This is a genomic window from Methanocorpusculum petauri (genome assembly GCF_026891975.1).
GTDB lineage: Archaea > Halobacteriota > Methanomicrobia > Methanomicrobiales > Methanocorpusculaceae > Methanocorpusculum > Methanocorpusculum petauri.
The window spans coordinates 50,770-73,701 of sequence record NZ_JAPTGB010000005.1; the positions used below are offsets into that span (position 1 = coordinate 50,770).

At 51.8% G+C, this 22,932-nt stretch carries 25 protein-coding genes; 18 read left to right on the forward strand and 7 right to left on the reverse strand.

Annotation, left to right across the window (positions count from 1 at the left end; all coding sequences use genetic code 11):
- Position 1: 1 nt before the first annotated feature.
- The 5 genes from purC (at position 2) to O0S10_RS03200 (ending at position 5,529) form a co-directional block, all read left to right on the forward strand.
- Positions 2–715, forward strand: coding sequence for a phosphoribosylaminoimidazolesuccinocarboxamide synthase (purC, locus tag O0S10_RS03180; protein WP_268924456.1), 714 nt, complete (start codon positions 2–4; stop codon positions 713–715).
- A gap of 250 nt (positions 716–965) precedes the next feature.
- Positions 966–2,453: a TrkH family potassium uptake protein gene (locus tag O0S10_RS03185; RefSeq protein WP_268924457.1), complete on the forward strand. Its 1,488-nt coding sequence runs from the start codon at positions 966–968 to the stop codon at positions 2,451–2,453.
- 113 nt (positions 2,454–2,566) lie between these two features.
- Complete coding sequence (cfbC, locus tag O0S10_RS03190; protein ID WP_268924458.1) at positions 2,567–3,373, forward strand: Ni-sirohydrochlorin a,c-diamide reductive cyclase ATP-dependent reductase subunit; 807 nt, start codon at positions 2,567–2,569, stop codon at positions 3,371–3,373.
- Positions 3,354–4,400 carry a nitrogenase component 1 gene (locus O0S10_RS03195; protein WP_268924459.1) on the forward strand — a complete coding sequence of 349 codons (1,047 nt, stop codon included), beginning with the start codon at positions 3,354–3,356 and terminating at the stop codon, positions 4,398–4,400. The genes cfbC and O0S10_RS03195 overlap by 20 nt, the downstream gene beginning before the upstream one ends.
- On the forward strand, positions 4,393–5,529 hold the full coding sequence (locus O0S10_RS03200; protein WP_268924460.1) for a nitrogenase component 1: 1,137 nt from the start codon (positions 4,393–4,395) through the stop codon (positions 5,527–5,529). The genes O0S10_RS03195 and O0S10_RS03200 overlap by 8 nt, the downstream gene beginning before the upstream one ends.
- 69 nt (positions 5,530–5,598) lie before the next feature.
- On the opposite strand, the gene O0S10_RS03205 is transcribed toward O0S10_RS03200, so the two are convergent.
- The 6 genes from O0S10_RS03205 to O0S10_RS03230 form a co-directional block, all read right to left on the reverse strand.
- Positions 5,599–6,729, reverse strand: coding sequence for a pyridoxal phosphate-dependent aminotransferase (locus O0S10_RS03205; protein ID WP_268924461.1), 1,131 nt, complete (start codon positions 6,727–6,729; stop codon positions 5,599–5,601).
- Positions 6,726–7,145, reverse strand: coding sequence for a 6,7-dimethyl-8-ribityllumazine synthase (ribH, locus tag O0S10_RS03210; RefSeq protein ID WP_268924462.1), 420 nt, complete (start codon positions 7,143–7,145; stop codon positions 6,726–6,728). Before ribH ends, O0S10_RS03205 begins: the two co-directional genes overlap by 4 nt.
- A gap of 81 nt (positions 7,146–7,226) precedes the next feature.
- The gene (locus O0S10_RS03215; RefSeq protein WP_268924463.1) at positions 7,227–7,838 is read right to left on the reverse strand and encodes a LytS/YhcK type 5TM receptor domain-containing protein; all 612 of its coding nucleotides are present in this window, start codon (positions 7,836–7,838) and stop codon (positions 7,227–7,229) included.
- A 45-nt stretch (positions 7,839–7,883) separates the two neighbouring features.
- Positions 7,884–8,954, reverse strand: a complete 1,071-nt coding sequence (locus tag O0S10_RS03220) for a DMT family transporter (RefSeq protein ID WP_268924464.1) — start codon at positions 8,952–8,954, stop codon at positions 7,884–7,886.
- 148 nt (positions 8,955–9,102) lie between these two features.
- Positions 9,103–9,714, reverse strand: coding sequence for a hypothetical protein (locus tag O0S10_RS03225; RefSeq protein ID WP_268924465.1), 612 nt, complete (start codon positions 9,712–9,714; stop codon positions 9,103–9,105).
- Complete coding sequence (locus O0S10_RS03230; RefSeq protein ID WP_268924466.1) at positions 9,714–10,394, reverse strand: DUF7289 family protein; 681 nt, start codon at positions 10,392–10,394, stop codon at positions 9,714–9,716. The genes O0S10_RS03225 and O0S10_RS03230 overlap by 1 nt, the downstream gene beginning before the upstream one ends.
- 212 nt (positions 10,395–10,606) lie before the next feature.
- On the opposite strand from O0S10_RS03230, the gene O0S10_RS03235 reads away from it, so the two are divergent.
- The 7 genes from O0S10_RS03235 (at position 10,607) to O0S10_RS03265 (ending at position 15,709) form a co-directional block, all read left to right on the forward strand.
- Positions 10,607–10,834, forward strand: a complete 228-nt coding sequence (locus O0S10_RS03235; protein ID WP_268924467.1) for an LSM domain-containing protein — start codon at positions 10,607–10,609, stop codon at positions 10,832–10,834.
- Positions 10,835–10,851: 17 nt separating this feature from the next.
- Complete coding sequence (locus tag O0S10_RS03240; protein ID WP_268922743.1) at positions 10,852–11,025, forward strand: 50S ribosomal protein L37e; 174 nt, start codon at positions 10,852–10,854, stop codon at positions 11,023–11,025.
- A gap of 12 nt (positions 11,026–11,037) precedes the next feature.
- On the forward strand, positions 11,038–12,438 hold the full coding sequence (gene purF, locus O0S10_RS03245; RefSeq protein ID WP_268924468.1) for an amidophosphoribosyltransferase: 1,401 nt from the start codon (positions 11,038–11,040) through the stop codon (positions 12,436–12,438).
- A 54-nt stretch (positions 12,439–12,492) separates the two neighbouring features.
- Positions 12,493–13,830 carry a sodium-dependent transporter gene (locus tag O0S10_RS03250; protein WP_268924469.1) on the forward strand — a complete coding sequence of 446 codons (1,338 nt, stop codon included), beginning with the start codon at positions 12,493–12,495 and terminating at the stop codon, positions 13,828–13,830.
- Positions 13,831–13,892: 62 nt separating this feature from the next.
- Positions 13,893–14,444, forward strand: coding sequence for a YcxB family protein (locus O0S10_RS03255; protein WP_268924470.1), 552 nt, complete (start codon positions 13,893–13,895; stop codon positions 14,442–14,444).
- A gap of 30 nt (positions 14,445–14,474) precedes the next feature.
- The gene (gene cofD / locus O0S10_RS03260; RefSeq protein ID WP_268924471.1) at positions 14,475–15,389 is read left to right on the forward strand and encodes a 2-phospho-L-lactate transferase; all 915 of its coding nucleotides are present in this window, start codon (positions 14,475–14,477) and stop codon (positions 15,387–15,389) included.
- Positions 15,386–15,709, forward strand: coding sequence for a DUF3795 domain-containing protein (locus tag O0S10_RS03265; RefSeq protein WP_268924472.1), 324 nt, complete (start codon positions 15,386–15,388; stop codon positions 15,707–15,709). The genes cofD and O0S10_RS03265 overlap by 4 nt, the downstream gene beginning before the upstream one ends.
- A 77-nt stretch (positions 15,710–15,786) precedes the next feature.
- On the opposite strand, the gene O0S10_RS03270 is transcribed toward O0S10_RS03265, so the two are convergent.
- Positions 15,787–16,371, reverse strand: coding sequence for an FmdE family protein (locus O0S10_RS03270; protein ID WP_268924473.1), 585 nt, complete (start codon positions 16,369–16,371; stop codon positions 15,787–15,789).
- Between the two features lie 119 nt (positions 16,372–16,490).
- On the opposite strand from O0S10_RS03270, the gene O0S10_RS03275 reads away from it, so the two are divergent.
- The 6 genes from O0S10_RS03275 to O0S10_RS03300 all read left to right on the forward strand — a co-directional run bounded on the left by O0S10_RS03275 (position 16,491) and on the right by O0S10_RS03300 (position 22,917).
- Positions 16,491–17,645 carry an ABC transporter substrate-binding protein gene (locus O0S10_RS03275; protein ID WP_268924474.1) on the forward strand — a complete coding sequence of 385 codons (1,155 nt, stop codon included), beginning with the start codon at positions 16,491–16,493 and terminating at the stop codon, positions 17,643–17,645.
- Between the two features lie 165 nt (positions 17,646–17,810).
- Positions 17,811–18,518, forward strand: a complete 708-nt coding sequence (locus O0S10_RS03280) for a class I SAM-dependent methyltransferase (RefSeq protein ID WP_268924475.1) — start codon at positions 17,811–17,813, stop codon at positions 18,516–18,518.
- Positions 18,519–18,701: 183 nt separating this feature from the next.
- A complete protein-coding gene (locus O0S10_RS03285; RefSeq protein WP_268924476.1) occupies positions 18,702–19,805 on the forward strand; it encodes an ABC transporter substrate-binding protein in 1,104 nt (367 codons plus the stop codon).
- 4 nt (positions 19,806–19,809) lie between these two features.
- On the forward strand, positions 19,810–20,949 hold the full coding sequence (locus O0S10_RS03290; RefSeq protein ID WP_268924477.1) for an iron ABC transporter substrate-binding protein: 1,140 nt from the start codon (positions 19,810–19,812) through the stop codon (positions 20,947–20,949).
- 10 nt (positions 20,950–20,959) lie between these two features.
- Positions 20,960–22,030 carry a FecCD family ABC transporter permease gene (locus O0S10_RS03295; protein WP_268924478.1) on the forward strand — a complete coding sequence of 357 codons (1,071 nt, stop codon included), beginning with the start codon at positions 20,960–20,962 and terminating at the stop codon, positions 22,028–22,030.
- A complete protein-coding gene (locus O0S10_RS03300; RefSeq protein ID WP_268924479.1) occupies positions 22,027–22,917 on the forward strand; it encodes an ABC transporter ATP-binding protein in 891 nt (296 codons plus the stop codon). Before O0S10_RS03295 ends, O0S10_RS03300 begins: the two co-directional genes overlap by 4 nt.
- Positions 22,918–22,932 lie beyond the last annotated feature (15 nt).

Genomic DNA, 22,932 nt, shown 5'->3' on the forward strand with positions numbered 1-22,932 from the left:
GATGAAACAGGGCGATCTTCTCTATCTGGGTAAAGCAAAGTCCGTGTATCTGACCGACAAAACCGATGAGCTTCTGGTGGTGTTTCGGGATGATATTACTGCATTTGACGGGCAAAAGAAGAATGTCCTTGCAGGCAAAGGCGGGTACAATGCAAAGGTTACCGCATACTTTTATCCGCTTCTTGAAGCGGCCGGTATCCCGACGCATTTCCTTGCAGAGGTAACGCCGAACTCACATCTGGTTCGCCGGCTTTCGATGATTCCGCTGGAGGTCATCGTCCGCAACCGTGCAGCAGGTTCGCTTGTGCGTAACTACGGGTTCACCGAAGGACAGCCGCTTTCCCCTCCGCTGATTATGATGGATCTCAAAGATGACTCGCGTCACGACCCCATGGTAACCGATGAACTTATTCTGGCAATGCATCTCGCCACCGCAGAGGAACTTGCGGAGATCAAACGGCTGGCGCTTGCGATCAATGCGGTTCTTCGGGAAAATCTTACAGCAAAGGGTCTGGACTTAATCGATATGAAGTTTGAGTTCGGCCGGGATACAACCGGCATGATCCGGCTGGGCGATGAGATCAGCATGGACTCACTGCGGCTGTGGGATCACGGCGCGATCGGTGCCTCGCTTGATAAGGATGTATACCGCAAAGAACTGGGCGATGTCATGGAGACCTACGCAGCGGTTGCACAGCGTATTTGCGGGAAATAACTCTTCCTCTATGTATGTCCTGAAATTTTCAGAGAATTTTAGAGGATAAATCGCAACATTATTTTTGAAAAATGGAACTGAGCAGGGGGTACACGCAGCTTTACTTGGAGTAGCCACAAAAACTCCACGTATCACGTACTTGTTTTCATTCCCGGTCTTCAGAAAAAATATCCAACCAACTATTTTTGAATATTTCATCAGTATGATCCCTTATCATTATATTTGAGCAGGTTCGATCATCATATATCAAATGGGCATCTTTCGTGAACTTGCAAGTGTCGGACATGATCTTGGAGCAGTATTTCTCCTGATAGGCCTTGCAACCATTCTGCCGCTCGGAGTCGGGGCATACTATCAGGAATGGGATGCATTCTTCGTGATGGGACAGGCAACACTTCTGTTTCTCCTTCTCGGCGCTTCTCTTCGGCTCCTCCCCAAAGGCAATAAGCCTGCACGCAACAGCTTGTCCATTGCGGCAACCGCTCTTGTCTGGGTCTTTGTGAGTTTTTTCGGATGTCTGCCCTTTCTGTTTACCGGGATGGGGCTGCTTGATGCGGCATTTGAGTCCATGTCAGCCTGGACCGGCACAGGATTTACACTTGCGACAAATATTGAAGACTGGCCCAAGACGCTGCTGTTCTGGCGATCGTTTATGCAGTGGATCGGAGGTCTTGGAATTATCGCGTTCACCCTCACGGTTGCCAGCAGGTCCGGCCTTGTTGCCCGCGGTCTCTATCGCTCCGAAGGCCGCTCGGAAGCGTTCATGCCAAGTGTGATCGCGACCGCATTTCAGATGTGGAAGATCTATGTGGTACTCACCATTATCTCTCTCTTTGCCATCATGGCAACCGGCCTGGACCTTTGGGACGCGGTAAACGTCGCATTCTGTGCAATTTCCACGGGAGGATTGTCCATTTATACAGATGGCATTTCCCATTTCCAAAACTTCGGGCTGGAGATGGTCCTTATCCCGATCATGCTTGCAGGTGCATTGCCGTTCCGGCTGTATTATCTCGTCTACACGAACCGTTCCTTCAAAGAGATCCTCTCCGACCGGGTTCTTCATCTGCTTGCCGGGGTCTTCCTTCTCGTTGCTGCGGTCCTTACCTGTGACCTGATTCTGTTCAATAACTATACGCTGATCGACGCTGTCCGGGAAGGATTCTTTATGTCCGGAACTGCCATTAGCTCGACCGGATTCCAGAACACAACCATGGCAGGATGGAGTGCTGCCATGATCCTGTTCCTCGCAGTGTTCGTTCTCATCGAAGGAGGATCAGGCAGTACATCCGGAGGTATCAAGCTTGACCGCATTCAGGTGATGTTTGAGGCGATGGTATGGTGGTTCAGAAAGACAATTGTAAGTCCGCGTGCCTACATTCCGATGCGTCACGATGGAAAACCCGTTGCAGGGAAGGACGCCGACATGCTGATTGCAAAGTCTCTGCTGCTGATCATTCTGTATATTCTGCTGGTCGTTGCAATACTGGTTATTCTTCTGCATGATCCTTACTTCTCCAAAGACGTCATTGGAACGATGTATGATGTTTTCAGCTGCGTGGGCAATAATGGCAGTACGGCAGGCGTTGTCGGACCTGATATGCCGGATTACGCCAAAGTCGTGATGTACTTTGCAATGTGGATCGGCAGACTGGAGATCATCCCGGTTATCATTCTCGTCTGGGGTCTGCTCCGCGGATTTGAGTGGCATCTGGGAAGCGGACCATCGAAAAAGTGAGCGGGCCGCCTCTCCTCATCCCTCATCATTCACTATTTTTTGCCGTTGGAACAAAGAAAGGAAGATTGCCACAAGTCAAGATATATGTGGCATGCCGGTCAAATAGGTAGTGAATGAGACAGATAGCCCTCTACGGCAAGGGAGGTATCGGAAAATCCACGACATCCGCGAACCTGTCGGCGGCGTTTTCGGAGATGAACCTGGATGTCATGCAGATCGGTTGCGATCCCAAGCACGACAGCACCCGGATGCTGATGCATGGACGCTGGATTCCAACCGTTCTGGAACAGATGTATGAAAGGAAAGATCTCACCGCCGATGATGTTATCTTCACCGGGTTTGGCGGTGTCCGGTGTGTTGAGGCAGGCGGACCAGAACCGGGAATCGGATGCGCAGGACGGGGAATCATTGCAACCTTTCAGCTGCTCGAAAAAATGAAAGCACTCTACGGCGACGTGGTGGTCTACGATGTGCTGGGCGATGTGGTCTGCGGCGGGTTTGCGATGCCGATGCGGGACGGGTATGCACAGGAGGTGTATCTGGTGACAAGCGGCGAGCTGATGAGTCTGTATGCCGCAAACAATATCTGTAAGGCAATTGCCCGTCTGTCGCAGCGGAGTACCGCCCGGTGCAGGCTGGGAGGGGTTATCTGCAACTCAAAGAATATGGATAATGAACGCGATCTTGTTGCGGAGTTTGCGCATCGGATCGGGTCGAACCTCGTGCAGTTTATTCCCCGCGACAAGGCGGTGCAGGCGGCCGAGGTGAATCAGATGACGGTGATCGAACACGCCCCCCGTTCACCGCAGGCTGCAGTGTACCGCAACTGCGCAAAAACAATTCTTGAGAATGAAGATTTGCGCATTCCGAAAGCTCTCGAACTTGACGAGCTGGAACATCTTGCCAGAGAATATTTATGAAGCCCGGATGGCAGGGTGCACGCTCGGCGGTGCCCTGTCGGTTGCCTGTTTTATCCCCGGAGCGGTAGCTGTGGTGCATGCGCCACAGGGCTGCGTGCATCAGACGTTTTCAATGCTGCATGCGATGGCAAATGAGAGTGAGGTCTGGACGGTCCCGGAGATTCTTGTCTCCAATATTGGTGACCGCGAGGTGATCTTCGGCGGTGAGGAACGACTGTCTGCAACGCTGGATGAGGCGGCGGCAAAGAATCCTGATCTGATTCTGGTGGTGACTTCCTGCGTACCCGAGACGATCGGAGATGATTGCGGTGCAGTGTGTGCCCGTCATCCGTATGCGGACCGGATTGTGTATGTACCGACATCAGGCTTTCTGGGCGGCAGTGCAAAGGACGGGGAAAATGCGGTGCTTGCGGCGCTCGCGAGACGTGCACCGGTTGCTGATCTGATTCCGGGGACAGTTGCTCTGGTCGGGGAAAAAAATCTGGAGTCGGAAGCGGATCAGAACTATGCAGAGGTGGAACGGCTGCTTGCCAGGCTCGGACTGCGGATCACGATAAGATTCTGCCGAAATTGTAACTATGCGACGCTGATGCAGCTTGGAACGGCGGCGTGTTTCATTCTGCGGGATGAACGGGCAGCAGATGCAGGACGAATAATCGGGGAACGGTTTGGTCGTCCGGTAATTCCTGAGTTTCCCCGCGGACTTTCCGGATGTCTGGCATTTCTGCGTGCGACGGGTGCTGCCTGCGGTGTTGCGGAGGAGCGGATTTGTGCAGCAGTTGCGGAGGAGACGGCATATCAGGAGTTGATGCTTTCAAAATTTTCAAATCTGTCCGGAAAGACAATATTCCTCGGTGCCGAACCGTTCGCAGGAACGACGGCGGTTGCCCGCGAAGCGGCTGCACGGCTGGGCATGCAGGAGAGAGCGGACGGATTTTTGATCCGGCTGCCGTTTTATCTGCCCATCGGTACCGCAGGGGTTGAGAAGATGCTGTATTTGTGGCGGCGGGCGGTGAACAATGGCTGAGAACACCTGTGCAAATCCGGTCTGGCCGTGTGCAATGACCGGGGCTGTGGCGACACTTGCGGGTTTTCCGGATATCTGTGTAATTATTCACGGATCGTCGGGTTGTTACTATTATCCGCGGTCTCTACTGAAAGTGCCGCTGTTCAGCACGTATCTGCTGGAGTCGGAGATTGTGTTCGGAACAATCGACCGACTACACGAGGTTGTCACTGAGGTTGCGGCGACCGGAAGGCCGATTGCAGTGGTGAACACCTGTGTTCCGGCGCTGACCGGTGAGGATTTGAAGACGGCGTTTTCAGAGGAGACAGCGATGTTTGTGGATGCACCGGGTTTCTGCGGAAATGCGGAGCAGGGTGCGGTAAAGGCGTTTGAGGCGATGATGCCGGACGTTGCAGCAGATCGGCCCGGCATCAACATCGACGGCATCAATCTGCTGGACCTGTTCTGGCGCGGGAATCTTCACGAGACGGAACGACTGCTCGCCCTTCTCGGGATTCCTGTTGCGGTGAGGTTCTGCCGCGATACCTGGAAAAATCTCCGGAAGGGAGCGGCTCCGGTTACTGTATCGGCAAATTCATCCTACGCATCAGGTGTGGGAACGTGTATCGGCAGTATGCTGTTTCCGGATATGCCGAAAACGATTGACCGGTGTCTCGCGCAGTTCCCGAACGCAGACGCGGATGCGGTGCTTGCGGAGCATCAGCGTGCCGAGGAGCAGATGTTTTACTCCTGCGATAAGTATCTGCGGAAGTACACGCCGCCGGTCGTTGCAGTTGCTGCGCAGGAAAGCTATGCGGTGTTTGCGAAGGCAATGATGGAGCGGTATTTCGGGTCAGACGTCCCGGTGATCTTCGCCCGCGATCGTCCGGCACCGGAGGTTCCGTACTCCGTGAACTCCGCAGAGATCAATGCAGACATTGCAGCAGCAGAACCGGATCTGATCCTCGGCTCAACCTTTGAAGCGGCAGCCTGCCGGAAAGCAGCGTTCTTCGGCATCACGCCGCCGGACAGAAGCCGTGTCTCCGTCGCCGCCCGGCCCCTTGCCGGTGTTGAGGGAGGACTGGTGCTGATAGAAGGAGCGCTGAATGCACTGATGAACCGACATGCAGCAGAAGAGAAAAAGCGGTAGTTTTTTGAATCTGCCGTTGTCCACGGATGCAAAAAAAGCTGCGGCAGTTTTCACTGCCCAAATGTATTTTTACTGTACTGCCTCGATCCGATCGAGTGCCTCTGCAAGCCGCTCCATCGATGCCGCATACGAGATGCGAATCCAGCCCGGAGCGCCGAACGCCGTTCCCGGCGTTGCCGCAACATGCGCTTTATCCAGCCACCGGTTCGCTGTCGCTACATCATCGCCGCCCACATTGATGAACGCATAGAACGCACCCTCTGCCGGAGCAGTGGAAAGACCCATACCTGCAAGACGACCGATGACGAAACGTCTTCGCTCCTCAAACTCTTTGCGCATCTCCTCAACGCAGGCCTGATCACCGTTCAGCGCTGCAACGCCGCCCCACATCGCAAACGTATTCACACAACCGACCGAGTGCTGCATCACCTTATCCATCGATGGAATCACATCAAGGGGAGCCGCAAGATACCCGAGCCGCCATCCCGTCATTGCATACGCCTTGGAAAAACCGTTGATCGTGATGGTTCGTTCCAGCATGTCGCCGATCGTTGCAATCGACACATGCTCTTTCCCATAGACGAGTTTTTCGTAGATCTCATCCGAAAGACAGAACAGATCATGATCCATGCACACATCCGCAATCAGCCGGAGAGAGGATCTGCCGAGGATTGAACCCGTCGGATTGGACGGCGTGTTCACGATGATCATCTTTGTCTTCTCCGTGATCACGTCATATATCGACTCGTCCACCTGAAAGTCCGCATTCAGCGAGTAGTGGACAGCCTTTCCTCCCGCAATCTGCACGCACGGCTCATATGAAACCCAGGACGGATCGATCACGACGACCTCGTCCCCCTTGTTAAGGGTCGCCATCATCGTAATGCGGATAGCATCCTTTGCCCCCGCCGTCACCATGATCTGTTTCTGCGTTGCCGCAATGTGATTGTCGCGGTTCAGTTTGTCGGCAACCGCCTGTGTCAGTTCCGGAATGCCGCGGGACGGCGCATAGTGCGTTTCACCGCGATTCAGCGCATCAATTGCTGCCTGCGTAATATGGGCAGGCGTTGCAAAGTCCGGCTCACCCACCGCAAGACTGATCACATCAACACCGGATGCGATCATCTCCTTCGAACGGTTGCTCATCGCCATCGTAGCCGAAGGCGCAACCGCTGCAATCATTTCCGAAACTGATCTCATTCCTCAAGTCTCCGGACCATCTTTACTGCCGACTCAACCGCACGCTTGCCGTACTCAATACGATCTTCAGCCTCAAGTCTCGTCATGCCGGGTCCGGAGATGCCAAGCGCAACCGGTTTGTCGAACTCAAGCGAAAGGTCGAGAATCTTCCGTGCCGCATGCTGGACCACAATCTGATCGTGATCCGTTGCACCCTCGATAACGCAGCCGATGGTGACAACCGCATCAATATCCGACTTTTTCAGAAGTTTGCGAATGGCAAGAGGCATATCGTAGGCGCCCGGAACATATATCCGGTCGTGAACTGCGGCACCAAGGAACCTGGCATGCTCTTCTGCCTCCATCTCCATCATATAGGTAAGATCGCGGTTAAACTCTGCAACAACGAATCCGAGTCTGACTGGTTTGTCGGTCATGGTAATCTTAGTACAATTCTGTCGCAAAAGTATATAGTGGTTCACAAAAAAGTCTCAACTCAAAAATGAGTTGGCAATGAGTTACTGTTTGATCATCCGGGTCGAGGTTTTCGCTCTCTGATAGCACCAGGAGAAGATTGCAACCGACAGAGGTACCAGAATCAGAATGCCGACACCGGTCGGAGTGTCTGCAATCACGGTCCAGCCGAAGTTGTCCGGCGTAAGGAAACAGACAAGCAGGATATGGACACATCCCATGATAACGGCTATCAGAGTCGCTATGAGAGTTGTGATCTTTTCACGGTAGACGTACCAGATAAGACCACTTACAACACCTGCAATCAGCGTTGCAAGGCAACAGGGAACCATCGTTGCACCGCCAAGTGTAAACCGGTAAGCGGCACCGATAACAGCAGCACCAACCCCTATTACGGGGCCAAACCACAGACCACCGTAGATCGGACTGCCATCACGGACATTGAGCAGTGCACCGCCGTACTCAATGCTTGCGATCGATCCAAGCAGCGACATTATTCCAAAAATTACAATTCCAACAGAGTATTTTACCCAGTCGGTAAAATCTCCTTTCATATCGTCAAGCAGGCGTGTTTTCCCAAGGATAATCCCAAGTACAGCAGCAAATCCAAGGTTCACACTGAACAACATAATGAGACTTCCTGCAGTCGCATCCATAATATATAGTAAAGATCTCTACAGTATTTGAGAGTGCCGATGATCTCACTGATGCTTGTGGCCGTGTATGTGGTGAAGATCCGGTGCATGCGGATGGTTGTGTACCAAATCCTCATGCGTATGCAGATGGGAGTGCTCGCCTTCCACTGGGGGATCATGGTCATGAGTGTGATGTTCGTCGTCATGACGGTGACGGTGTTCATGCGTCAGCAGTGTGTGGACATGACGATGGCGGTGACCGCCGGTCGCGGCAAAGTAAGCCCCGGCAATCATAATCACGGTAGCAGCTGCAAAGGAAACGGTCAGCGGTGTCTGGAAGATCACAAACGACAATCCAACACCAATGAACGGGGCAACTGCATAAAATGCACTTGTCCGGGCTGCACCGAGTGATCTCTGGGCGAGAACATAGAAGTAGATCGAAAGACCGTATGCAAAGAATCCGAGGAGAAGTGCGGCAAGAATACCGCCGACATCCGCAGTCATCTCGCGTGCAACCAGGGCGAGCAGAAGTGCACCGCCTCCCGCACCGAATCCTTTGATGATCACAATCTCCACCGGATCTTTTAAGGAGAGCATCCGTGTGCAGTTGTTCTCAAAACCCCAGGCAACACAGGCAAGCAGGACAAGAATTGATCCGGCGGAGAAGGCAAAACTACTCATGTCCTCAATGGTGAGGAGGATGCTTGCGCAGACGATCAGAATAATGGCAAGCCACAGCCGCTGGTCAATCGCTTCACGGAAGATGAGAAGGGCGATTACGGAGGTGGTGACGATCTCAAAGTTGTTTAAGAGAGATGCGTTCGCTGCAGTAGTCATGGTAAGGCCGAACATCAGCAGAACAGGTGCAGCAATATCGAGCACAATCATGCCGATGACGTACGGAAGGTCCTTTCTGCCGACTGGAGCCTCGCGGACCGTCTGTTTTCCGGCGGTCTGAACCAGACTGACCACAGCCATACCAATACCTGCCCCGAGATACAGGAGAGCTGCAAGCAGTGCCGGAGGCACACTGTCCAGCAGTACTTTGGAGACCGGAGAGCTGATGCCGTAGAGGACAGCGGCAAGTACGGCAAAACCGATTGCGAGATACCGGGGGGCAATGACTGCGGGCATATTCTGTTTGTAATATTGGCAATAATTGCATATAACTCTCTGTTAGAATGGATTTTTTTATTGTTATGCGGATTTATTACCCAAAATACCGGGGTGTGTGACACGTATTACGGACTGCAGATTTGTGTGGAAAGGGTAAACGATTTCGTCACCGCATGCTGAAATCAAACACATAGAGGAACCCGGACTCGCTATGCAGAATTTTTTCCAGGCGGTACTCAACGATCACCTGTTCTGTTCTGGATACTGCCCAGGGAACAAAGGAGGAGTCGGCAACTACGATGTGATGCGCGGTGTTTCCTTTTCCGGATTTGGGAAGGATGAAGGCGGACGGTTTTGCAGTAAGAACTCCCGCACGCAGTTCAAGGACAATGTTTTCTGCATGCCGATTGGCAGATTGGTAGGTGAAAACCACCGGATAGTATGCCGTACCGTTTTCCTGAAATGCGGGTACCCCGCGTTCCATGCAAAATCTCCCGGGAAACGGGCGGGAGACGGAGAAGATTGAGACAGGAGCTTTGATTGGTGCAAGGATGAAAATTTTTTGGCCATAGACTCCGGTATTTTCCGCCGCAACAAAGCTGTCCAGATCATATTTGAATGCAGCAAACTGCCGGAGAAGATGATCATTCTGGGAACGTTCCAGATCTTCAGCGAACTGCGGTACGGCATGAACCGACCAGATGCCGAGAGCGAGAATGATCATCACAAGAATCAGAGAAAACCCGATCACTTCGGAAACCGCATCATCACTGCACATCAGGCAACCTCAATCACGTAGAGAACTTCCCGAACGGTCAGGTTGCATTGCCCGGCATCGCCCAGTGTCTGTGCAAAAACATTCCGGAGAAGGGAGTCGCCAAAAACAGAAACGCTTGCGTTAGTGAACTGATACTCACGGATGTTTTCCACATGAAACCTGAGAGTGATCGGTTCCGTTTTGGAAATTTCCATCGCAGGGGATGCAAGAGCAGGGATCATGAGACGGAGATCGTTTTCGCGGGGAGCAACGGACGGAGGAAGAATCACCGACCGTGTTCCGCCGGTCGTAAGCACAACCGCACCACAATCGGCCGAGAGTACAAAACGTTCCGCGTACACAAATTCAGGTGTATACGATAGTCTGAGCGGAAAATAGGAGGTCTCCGACTCATTGATCGTGATGCGGATTATGGTGTCCGAGTTTCCGATGCTGAGAGTTCCGGCATCGATCGTCACCGATCGGGTGTCACCGGTTCCTCCCGCAATCCACAGGAGATCCATTGCAAGTTTCATGTCCGAGAACTGTACCGCAGTCTCCGCTGCGATATGCTGTTCCTTCCGCAGCTCTCCGGCAGGAACACCTCCTGCTGCCCAGACGGCCAAAACAACTGCGATCAATGCAAGAATGCAGATGAACCCGACAACTTCGGAGAGACCATCATCTGCAGATGAGTGCATAGCAGAACTTTCTCGAAACTCATGATATAATTTTGCCTATTTTTTGACGATGCAAATGCTATTATTTCGGAGGAGATATGCCAGCTCATCATGACGTTGAAATAAAATACAAAGTCTTGTCCGACGCTATCTTTATGTGTGTCGGGGACGAATACATTAAGCACTCTTCCATGAGTCCCAACGACTCTACCGGAGAAAAACGAGGTATCCTTATGACAAAGAGACCGCTTGAAATTTTAGATCAGGTCCTTAACCGCCAGCCGGTGATTATTTCACTGAAGGGCGGGAGGGAGATCCGCGGGGTTCTCCAGGGCTATGACGTTCACATGAACCTGGTTCTTGACAAGGCTGAGGAAGAAGGAGAGAACGGCATCGTTCAGCTCGGCACGTTAATCGTCCGCGGCGACAATGTCATCTACATCTCTCCGTCTGTAGAATAAATGAGGTGAAGTAAACAATGACAAAAGGCACACCATCAATGGGTCTGCGCAACAAGCATTCCCACATCATCTGCCGCCGCTGCGGAAAACAGTCTTTCCACGCCCGGCATGGTGTTTGTTCATCATGCGGATTTGGCAAGAGCTCCAAGATCCGCGGATACAAATGGACGAAGAAAGCAGCAGATAACTAAAAAGGTTGTTGTATGAGTGGTATTGCCGGCATCGTTGATTCTCGCGGTGTCGCCTACCCCCTATATTACGCCCTGCATGCGCTCCAGCACAGAGGCCAGGAGGCTGCAGGAATATCTACTTTTCACGAGAAAACTCTTCTGACCCACAAGGGTCCCGGTCAGCTTGCCGAAGTATTTAATGAACAGATTCTATCCAAGCTTCCCGGAACGGTCGGTATCGGACAGGTGCTCTACACTCAGAAAGCACACCGCGGCAGAACAGAAAACATTCAGCCGCTGAAGTTCTCGTTTCAGGGCCATGAGCTGTCCATTACGGTAAGTGTTGCACTGGTGCAGGACAACCGCGAGTCTCTTCGTGCAGAGTATGAGGGGAAAGGGCACATCTTTTCAACGACCACAAATGCAGAGCTGATTGCGGCGATGATCGCCCATGAGCTCATATCCGGGGCAAATGCGGAGAATGCATTTGTCAATGCAATTCAGCGGCTGAAGGGAGCATACGCAGGTGTCGCAATTCTGGACGGGGTGCTGTATGCGTTCCGTGATCCGCTGGGAACAAAACCACTGTGTCTGGGAAAACTTGACACCGGCTACATTGTGGCATCGGAAAGTGTTGCAATTGATACGCTGTCGGGAACATTCCTCCGTGACATCACACCGGGAGAACTGATCATCATCAACGGGGACGGCGTGTCCAGCCGTCAGGTGCTGACTGCGGATCACAAGGCGTACTGCGTGTTTGAGTATGTCTATACCGCACGGCCTGACTCAGTGATTGACGGGGTGCTGGTGTATGATGCACGCCGGAGAATCGGTGAACGGCTGGCAAAGCATCCGGTGAAAGCAGATCTTGTCTCGCCGGTGCCGGACTCCGGCACGGCGTTTGCAACGGGTTTTGCGGATGCATCCGGCATTCCGTACATGGAAGGACTCTTAAAGAACCGGTACGTCGGCAGAACTTTTATCATGCCGGCCCAGAGTCTGCGGGAGAACGCGGTGCGGATGAAACTGAATCCAGTTCGCCGCCACATCAGCGGAAAGTCCGTTGTCCTTGTGGACGACAGTATTGTCCGCGGTACGACCTCGCTCCACATCGTGGATATGGTGCGTGAGTTCGGCGCGGCAGAAGTACACATGCGGATTGGTTCAACACCGATTGTTGCTCCCTGTTACTTCGGCGTGGACCTGCCGACCCGTGAAGAGCTGATCGCAAACGGCAGAACGGTTGAGGAGATGCGCGAGATGATTCATGCAACAAGCCTTGAGTACATCTCGACCGATGATCTGGTAGAGTCGGTAGGTATCCCCCACGAAGATCTGTGCATGGCCTGCTCCTGCGGAGCATATCCGCTGGACATCCCGAACGAGTCATGCTGTACGTGCCGCAGGATAAAACCGGCGAAAGAAAACTAAGCTAAGCAGCAGATACCTGCTGCAAATATTTTTTGAATCTGTGTGTGTTGCAATATGAATGAACGGGGTTTGTTTTCCAGCAGGATGGGATTCATTCTTGCCGCAGCGGGGGCTGCAGTAGGTCTTGGAAATATCTGGAGGTTTCCGTATCTTGCAGCCGAGTACGGCGGCGGTATTTTTCTTCTGGTCTATCTGGTTCTCGTGGTGACGCTCGGATTTACTATTATGATAACCGAGATTGCCGTCGGCAGATCAACCGGGACGAGTGTGGTGACAGCGTTTGCCGGACTGAACAAAAAATATACGTTCATCGGGTATTTGTCATTACTCGTTCCGCTGATTATTCTTCCCTACTATTCGGTCATCGGCGGATGGGTAATGAAGTATGCGGCGGTGTACTTCACCGGCGGCGCTGATGCAGCTGCGGCGGACGGATTTTTCGGAGGATTCATTGCACTGCCGCTTGAGCCGATTCTCTGGACACTGATCTTTGTGGCACTTGCCTGCATTGTGGTACTGCTCGGGGTGGAAAAGGGAATTGAGCGGGCGAATAAAATCCTGATGCCAACGCTGATTCTGATGCTGATAGGACTTACGGCCTACTGTCTTTCCCTTCCGGGAGGACTGGACGGTCTGTGGTACTACATTTATCCGGACTTTTCCAAGTTTTCGGCAGAGACGGTGCTCGCGGCAATGGGGCAGGTGTTTTACTCACTGACGCTCGGGTTCGGCGTGATGATTACCTATGGTTCGTATCTTGCAAAGAAGACGGATATGGAAAAGTCGGTGCGGACCATTGAAATTTTTGATACCGGTGTTGCGTTTCTTGCAGGTCTGCTGATTATCCCTGCAGTATTTGTATTCTCAGGCGGCAGCCCCGAGGCTCTTGGTGCAGGTCCGGGACTGATGTTTCAGGCGCTGCCAAAGGTGTTTGATATGATGCCGTTCGGTTCGGTTGTTGCAGCTATCTTCTTTGTGCTGGTAGCGGTCGCAGCGCTGACCTCCTGCATCTGCATGCTTGAGGTGCCGGTTGCAGTGCTCGGAGACCGGTTCGGCGTGTCCCGGAAGATTGCGTCGGGACTGGTGTTTCTGTTTACGATGGCACTTGCGGTTCCGGTTTCGCTCGGATTCGGTGTTCTTGACTGGATCAACGTTGCGGGAATGTCGCTCCTGGATATGTTTGACTTCTTCAGTAACAGCATCCTTCTTCCGATCGTGGCGTTTCTCACCTGTATCTTTATCGGATGGATTGTGAAACCGAAGGTGGTTATTGATGAGGTGAAAAGTTCGTCTCCGTTCCATGCAGAGCGGATGTATGTGGTGATGGTGAAGTTCATCGCACCGCTCTGTATTGCGGCGATTCTGATCTACGGTCTGTTTTCGGTTCTCTGAAAATGACCACACTTCTTTTATAGTGGTGTGCCGATAGTATCAGGTATGCAGGGAAAGAGATCATGACGGATATTACGTTGAGATATCGTCTGGGCGGAGAGGACTATGTGGCGTTTAACGAAGAACATACTGCCAACTCACCGGTGATACAGAAGCAATTGGAAAAAAACCGAAACGGGACGGCACTCGCCTTTGCAGTACTTTCCTTTGCGATGACGTGGGTATGGACACAAAATATCCTGCTTTCCCTGGCTTTCGGGATAGTTATTGGACTTATTCTCGCTTTTGTATATCCCAAACAGATGAAAAAGTCACTACATACACAAACCTGGCGCATGTTCTGCAGTGAGGAGGGCGATCCGGTGCGAGAAGCTGACTACATACTTACCATGCCTCCGGATGCACTTCACTGCACATGGAACAAAAATCACCTCATAATTGACTACGGAAATCTGTACAAGGTGATTGAGAGCAAGACGCATGTCTATCTCTATTATGATGAGATTCAGGCGCTGATTGTTCCGCAGCATGCGTTTTCTGACACGGATGCAAAGAAAGAGTTTTTTGGAGTCCTCGAAAAACGAATGACTGCCGCGAAAAACACGGCATCTTGATTACGGTGCAGCACCCTTCTACTTAGTATCATGATAACGGTACTGTCCGGCGGAACCGGCACGCCGAAACTCATCCGCGGACTCCGCCAGATTCTGCGGGACAACGAGATCACGGTTGTGGTTAATACCGCCGAGGATCTCTGGATGTCGGGGCTGTATGTTTCACCTGATATCGATACAGTGCAGTATCTTTTTTCCGGACTGCTGAACACGGACAGCTGGTGGGGCATCCGCGGCGACTCATTCGAGACATTTCATGCCATGGAAAAACTCGGGTACACCGAACCTCTGCCGCTCGGCGACCGCGACCGGGCAACCAACATTGCCCGCGCCGAGTTTTTGCGGCAGGGCATGACACTGACCAAGGCAACGGAAAAAATTGCGAAAGCCTACGGGGTGCAGGCCACCATTCTGCCGATGTCCGATCAGGAGGTTACGACGTACGTCAGAACCGAGGACGGAACACTGATGCATTATCAGGAGTACTGGGTGGGCCGCCGCGGCAATGTGCCGATCACGGGAATCGTCCGGAAGACGGCGGGCGATGCACTGCTCACAGCAACCCCCGAGGTGATCGCAGCAATTGAGGAGAGTGACGGTGTGATTATCGGGCCGTCAAACCCGGTGACAAGTATCGGTCCAATCCTTGAGTGTGCCGGTGTCCGGGAAGCACTGCAAAAGAAGTTCACGATTGCGGTAAGCCCCTTTATCGGCAGCCGGCCGATCAGCGGCCCGGCAGCGGCCCTGATGCAGGCGTGGGGATATGCGCCGACCGCCTATGGAACGTGGGAGGTGTACAAAGATGTCGTCAGCATGTTTATTCAGGACAAGCGCGACACAGAGATTGACGTCCCCGGTGCCCACCGGCTGGATACGATGATGACAAACGAAAAGAAGGCCGAGTCCCTTGCCTGGGATCTGCTCTCCTACTTCCCGAGGAAATGAACACGCTTGCTGTCTGCGGAATGATCTGTTCTCTCTGCTGTCAGCATCTGAAAAAGAAAAATCCCTGTCCGGGTTGTGTGTCGGATGAACCGGACAAACCGATACACTGCAGAGACTGCAGCATAGCTGCGTGTGCCAGTGAGAAGGGATTGTCCTTTTGTTTTTTGTGCGGAGAGTTTCCGTGCAGACGAATAAAAAACCTTGACAGAAGGTATGTCAGGCGCTATCAGGCGAGTCTCATTGCCTTCGGCATTCGTGCAAAAGAGATCGGCGTCAAAAATTTTCTTGCAGAAGAACTGCCGAGGTGGACGTGCGACTGAGGCGGGATCGTATCTCTGCATGATGGTGTGTGCAGTGAGTGCGGAAAAAAACCGGACAAGTAACTATTCAAAAAAAATTATTTTCGCATCTGACACGGGATGCAGATATATTTTCCATCGATCTCTTTCGCAAGACCGTCCGCCACCTGCTCACCGCAGACGGAACAGACAACATTGTTGTAGATCTTTGCCTCTCGCGGCAGAGGCTGAACTGCAGCCTTGATCGCAAACAGTTTTTCCGCAGGAGTTGCAAGAATTTCATCCACATGCGCATGTGCAAGGCGGTGAAACTCCTCATCCTCGGCAGGTGTTGCCGAGCCGTCCATGATCTTTGGTCGAAGTTCCACCATTCGTACGTTCTTCGGAACCGCGTCGGGGACGGCAACAAGCCGTATGGAAGTATTGTTGTCGCGGCGGTAAAACGAGAATGCCGTTTTACCCCAGTTGTTTACAAACAGATTGCCTTTGCCCGCGGTGCAGCCGAGCAACACCTGAATTGCATCAACCGTACAGGAGTCAGTCTCCGTGATCGCCACAATCTCTTCATCTTCGGAGAAGTGCAGGTCCAGTTTCTGTGCAGCAAGTTCGCAGGCTTTGTATCCGAGTGCAAGGCCGCCGCAGGCATGACCGTGAAATGCTACAAGATCGGCGAAGTCTTTCATAGCAACATAATCGCCGCTCCCTCCTATTAATAGTATTGATATGAAAATACGTAAGTTCCTTTGGCCAACATTTTTCCATACACTTATTATTGAGTATGAAAAAGAAATAAGATGATAACATGAATGTGTGCCGACGATCTCTTTTCATACTCTTAGGATGTGTTTTTGTTGTTTTTCTGTGCATCAGTGCAGGATGCATATCCACGCCGACAACAACATCAAACGAAACTCCTCATACCATCACTATAACCGATGCATTCGGCCGGGAAGTTACCATCCCCGATAATCCACAGAAGATCGCCGTATCCGGTTCCGGCTCAATGCGGTACTTCGTGTATCTGGACCTGGACCTTGACCGCATCGTCGCGGTTGACTATCAGGACAGCAGCCTCTTCACCCGGGAAAATGAACTGCGGCCTTACCTCTTGGCAAATCCGGAGATCAAGAACCGGGCGGAACTGGGATCTGCCATGGCGGTTGTAGACAATGAGAAACTCCTCGCATCAGGAGCCGAGGTTCTCTTCATGGGAGGGGCAAGCAGTTCACGGATCGAGGTCGCCGATGAGATCACGGCAAAGACCGGCATCCCCGTAGTGATGTTCTACGTAGGTGACTATGTTACCAAAGGCGATCAGATTCGTGAGACGCTCCGAATGCTTGGAAAAATTCTGCATGAGGATGCACGTGCCGAAGAGATCATCACTTACTTTGGATCAGTTGAAGAGGACGTCAAAAACCGTGTCGCAAATGTAACGGAGTCCGAAAAGCCGACAGTGTATATCTGCGGCGTTTCCTACAACGGCGCACACGGAGCAGACGGAACCGATCCGAATTACCTGCCGTTCACCCTGCTTGGTGCAAAGAACGCAGCCTCCGGCATCGGTGAGACCAGTCAGACAGGGTATGCAAAGGTTGCCAAGGAACAGATTCTTGCCTGGGACCCGGACATGATCTTCGTGGACCTCGGGACACTGACCGCCGCAGAAGGCGGAGCACTCGCCGAGTTCCGGAACGATCCCTCCTACGAAGGACTCTCGGCAGTTAAAAACGGAGAGGTGTATGCGGTCAACCCGCACACGTCGATGAACGTGAACCATGAAACGAGTCTTGCAAACGCCTACTACATCGGCAAAGTCCTCTACCCCGAACAGTTCGCCGACATCGATCCGGCAGCAAAGGCCGATGAGATCTATGAGTTCGTGGTCGGCGCACCGGTGTACGATCAGCTGAAGTCACATGTCCAGAACCTTTCCTATCAGAAAATGGAGCTGTAGATCTCAAACATTTATTATCAGCTAATATCTCCAAGGTGGAAATTTATGAATGATGCAAGTAGCGAATGGAATGAACAGTACGCGAAACAGGAACAAAACATTTCCTATCTTTCCAGTGCAGATCACTTCTCCCTGCAAAAACATGTAGACCGTATGGTACGGGACATGAACAGTAAAACATTTTCACGGATACAAGAACAACTCTCCCTTCTTTCCTTCCCTGCCGGATCAACCGTGCTTGATATCGGACCAGGACCGGGAACCCTTGCCGTTCCTTTAGCGAAAAGAGGATGTAAAGTAACCGTCGTTGAACCATCCATACCAATGGTCTCCGCGATGAAAACCTATCTGCAAGAATCAGGAGTAACCACAGACATCCAGGTCATCCCCAAACTCTGGGAAGAAGTAAAACCCGAAGAAATTGGAGTATTTGACTATATCATCTCCTCATTTTCACTGGCAGTCCCCAACTTGTCCGATGCACTTGATAAAATGAATAACACGGCAAACCGGCAGGTACACATATTCTGGTTCTTGTCCAGTCCGCACTGGGAAACAGTACGCCGTGATCTCTGGCCAGAACTCTATGGAGAAGAGTTCATGGGAAAACCCCGATCTAATCTTGTCTGGAACACGCTGTATCAGAAAGGAATTATGGCGAATCTGACCGTACATCGCATGAAGACAGAATATATCTACACCTCAGAAGAAGAAGCACTGGCACACTATTGGGAACAGTTCCCCATAGTCAAAGAAGAACAAAAAGACATCATTGTGAAGTATCTGAGAACACATCTAGTTCCCCTCAAAGATGGGAGGTATCAGTTCCCAGCATTAGAACACTATGCACACATATGGTGGGATATAATTTGATAAAACAACATTCACAGATTATTTGGTAACAAATAGAATTAAGGTTATGACAAGACCGAGCGCATGTGCGTATTAAAAAAACTCATTTTTTCACACTAAATGAAGTGTATTTAATACTATGGAAGAAGATATACTTTTATGGACAGAGACTGGAAAAATTATTATCTTCTTGGAATTACCTGTATGATTCTCCTCATCTGCTGCATCTCATCGGGATGTGTGGGAACTACTGGTACGGAAAATACCGGCGACACCATAACGATCACCGATGCGGCAGGTCGTCAAGTAACGATTCCGGACAATCCTCAAAAAATTGCAGTCAGTGGTTCAGGTGCTCTCAGATATTTCGTTTATCTGAACGTCGAACTGGACAGAGTTGTTATTGTAGACTATGGAGACAGCATGCTCAACAAACCATCCAGAGAAATGCGCCCCTATATTCACGCACACCCAGAGATTAAAACAATTCCAGCTCTTGGCTCCCAGACACACGAAGTGGATCCCGAAAAACTTCTATCCTCAGGTGCCGAGGTTCTCTTCCTCTCCATGTTCACTGCGACAAGAGAGAATGCAGATGAAATTCAGGATAAAACCGGAATCCCAGTAGTCATGTTCTACACCGGCGATTACATCACCGATAAAGATAAAATCCAAGACACCTTCCGTATGATAGGAAAAATCTTCCACAAAGAAGAGCGTACTGAAGATCTCATAGCCTACTTTGACTCCATCACTACTGACCTTCAGTCACGCATCCCGAATATTTCAGAAGATGCAAAACCCACTGTCTACATTGGTGGTGTCTCTTACCGGGGATCTCACGGCATGGATGGGACAAACCCATACTACTACCCGTTCACTATACTCGAAGCGAAAAACATCGTAAGTGGCTATGGAACATCGGAAAGTATTGGATATGTGCAGATCGCAAAAGAACAGCTTCTTGCTTGGGATCCTGATATAATCTTTGTTGATCTCGCCACTATTCAGGCTGCCGAAGGCGGAGCAGTGACGGAACTGAAGAATGATCCGTCGTACCAGAATATGAAAGCGGTTCGAAACGGAGATGTGTATACGGTCAACCCGCATACCAGTTATGTTGTCAACTACGAGACCACACTTGCCAATGCATACTATGTAGGTAAAATTCTCTATCCGGAACAGTTCGCCGACATAGACCCTGAAAGAAAAGCAGACGAAATTTACACCTATGTAGTAGGTGCCCCCGTCTATGAACAACTGAAAGAAGATGTAAACGGGCTATCTTACCAGAAACTTGAGTTGTGACCCCATGAAAAAAATAATGAGTATTGGTATCCTGCTTCTGCTGATCACCGTATGTCTCACCGCAGGATGTATCCAGACATCAGACCCTCATGAAACGGAAACCATCACCATAACCGACTCTGCCGGTCGTGAGGTTGTCATACCCGCCGACCCGCAGCGGATCGCTGTGTCCGGTTCCGGCTCAACGCGGCTCGTTGCCTACCTTGGGGCACTTGACCGCGTCGTTGCGGTTGACAGTCAGGATGGAAAAACAACACAGACCTCCGACCTCCGTCCATACGGTCTTGCAAACCCCGGACTCCGGGAACTTCCGACACTTGGGACCGCCAAGGGTCAGATCGAGCCGGAGCGGTTGCTTGCAGCATCCCCTGATCTGATCCTCAAGAGTACGAGTGGAACCGATCTTGCGGGAGAGGCGGACGAACTTACCGCAAAGACCGGCATTCCGGTCGTGCTGTACTCGCAGTATGATCCCGGCACAAAACCGGACGAGTTCGCTGCAAACCTGCGGCTTTTAGGAAAAGTCCTCGGCAAAGAGGAACGGGCCGAAGAGATTCTGAAATACTTTGATGCGATCAGAGAGGATCTCGCCAGCCGGACAAAGGACATCCCCGATGAAGGAAAACCGATGCTGTATGTGGGAGGAGTTGCATATTCCGGTTCACACGGATTTTATTCAACGCAGCCCAACTACCTGCCGTTCCGGTACCTGAGTGCAAATAATGCCGCCGCAGGGGCAGATACGGGTTCGGGTACGACGGAGAATGCAAAAGTCGCCAAGGAACAGATTCTTGCCTGGGACCCGGACATTCTCTTCGTAGACCTTGCAACGCTGACTGCGGCGGGAGGCGGATCAATTGTGGAACTTTCAACCGATCCTTCCTACAACTCCATGACCGCCGTTCAGACCGGCGAGGTGTATGCGGTTCTGCCCCACACCTCCATGGGTGCAAACTATGAAACGATCCTTGCGGATGCATATTACATTGGAAAAGTTCTCTACCCCGAACAGTTCGCCGATATCGATCCGGCAGCAAAGGCCGATGAGATCTACGAGTTCGTGGTTGGTGCACCGGTCTATGATCAACTGAACGCAAATGTGAACAACCTGTCGTTCACGAAGCTGGAGATTCCTCTACTCTAACGGGGTATCCATGCAGCGGGAAAACGGATCTGCCCCGGAACACTACCGGGCCTATGTAGGAAGAAAAGTTACGCTGATCCTCGGCGGTGTTGTCCTTGCCATCATCATGTTCTTCGTGTCGGTGTCGGTCGGAGCAGTCTCAATCCCTATCCCCGACATCATCGCAACACTTCTGGGCGGTCAGGGGACAGGACTGTATGAACGCATCATCTGGAACATCAGAATCCCGCAGGCACTGACCGCAGTTGTTGCAGGTGCAGGTCTTGCCATTGCCGGTGTTGCCATGCAGTCGATTCTGAGAAATCCTCTTGCATCACCGTTCACGCTCGGCCTTTCCAACGCCGCAGCATTCGGCGCTGCGATTGGTATTCTGATGTTCGGCGCAGGAACAACCGGCAGCAGCATCGCCGACGCCGTCGTCGTCAACAATCCGTATCTGACAACTATCTGTGCATTCCTCTTCAGCATGCTGACGACCGTGATCATTCTGCTGATTGCAAAGATGCGGTCGGCGACGCCGGAGACGATGGTGCTTGCCGGGGTTGCGATCAGTTCACTGTTCAGCGCGGGACTGATGGCGATTCAGTACTTCGTGGACGACACGAAACTTGCATCCATTGTGTTCTGGCAGTTCGGCGACGTGTCGCGATCCAGCTGGATGGAACTTGGCATCATCACGGCTGTGGTGGTCGCGGCGTTTGCCTACATCCTGTTCAAACGCTGGGACTACAATGCAATCGATGCAGGAGACGAGACCGCACGCGGTCTCGGCGTGAATGTTGAGCGGACGCGACTCTTCGGCATGATAGCAGCATCCGTGATCAGTGCGGTGGTCGTGGCATTCCTCGGCGTCATCGGATTTGTGGGACTTGTCTGTCCTCATATGGTACGGAGAGTAATCGGCGATGATCACCGGTTTTTGATTCCGGGAAGTTTCGTCTGCGGCGCGGTTCTTCTGCTCATCTCAGACACGGTCGCACGGACCATGATCGCCCCGCATGTCCTGCCGGTCGCGGTACTGACGGCGTTTCTCGGAGCACCGGTGTTTCTGTATCTCATCATCAGGGGGAGGCGAATGTGAAAGAAGAATACCCTGAACACGAAGAGCATCACGGCCACCATGTTCACGAACACTCGCACATCGAAGGATATACGCACACGCACGAGCACTCGCATGATGTGCCGCACGAACATCACGGAACCACACCCGGAAAAGCGATCCTCAATGTGGAAGGCGTAAATTTTGAGTACCGGTCCGATCCGGTTTTGCAGGACATTACGGTAGGCGTTGCCCGAGGCGAGATTCTTGCAATTCTCGGACCGAACGGCGTTGGCAAGTCCACGCTTTTAAAGTGTATGAACCTGATCCTGAAACCAAAAGTGGGTACGATTCTTCTGGAAGAAAAGGATCTTACCAGGATGTCAGGATCAGAGATTGCACGAAACGTGGGGTATGTTGCCCAGCGCAACGAGTCGGCGCGGATGACGGTGTTTGACACGGTACTTCTCGGGAGAAAGCCGCATCTTGGCTGGAAAGTAACGGAGAAGGATTACCAAATTGTGGATGCTGCGTTGCAGCGGCTCGGACTTGCCGACATGCAGCTGCGTTACATTGATGAGATCTCCGGCGGCGAACTGCAGCGGGTCTGTATCTGTCGGGCAATTGTACAGGAACCTTCTGTTCTTTTGCTGGATGAACCGACATCGGCACTGGATCTCTGCCGGCAGATGGCAATTCTCCGTGTCATTCGCGACGTGGTGGATCATCATAATGTAGCAACGATTATGACGATGCATGATCTCAATCTTGCCCTGCGGTTTGCCGATCGATTTTTATTCATGAAGGATGGGAAAATCTATGCTGCCTGCGATCGGAGCGGTGTTACGGCGGATATGATCGAGGCAGTGTACGGCATTGCGGTTGATATTGTGATGCATAAGGAAATGCCGATGGTGATTCCGCGCTAACCCTGCATCACTGAA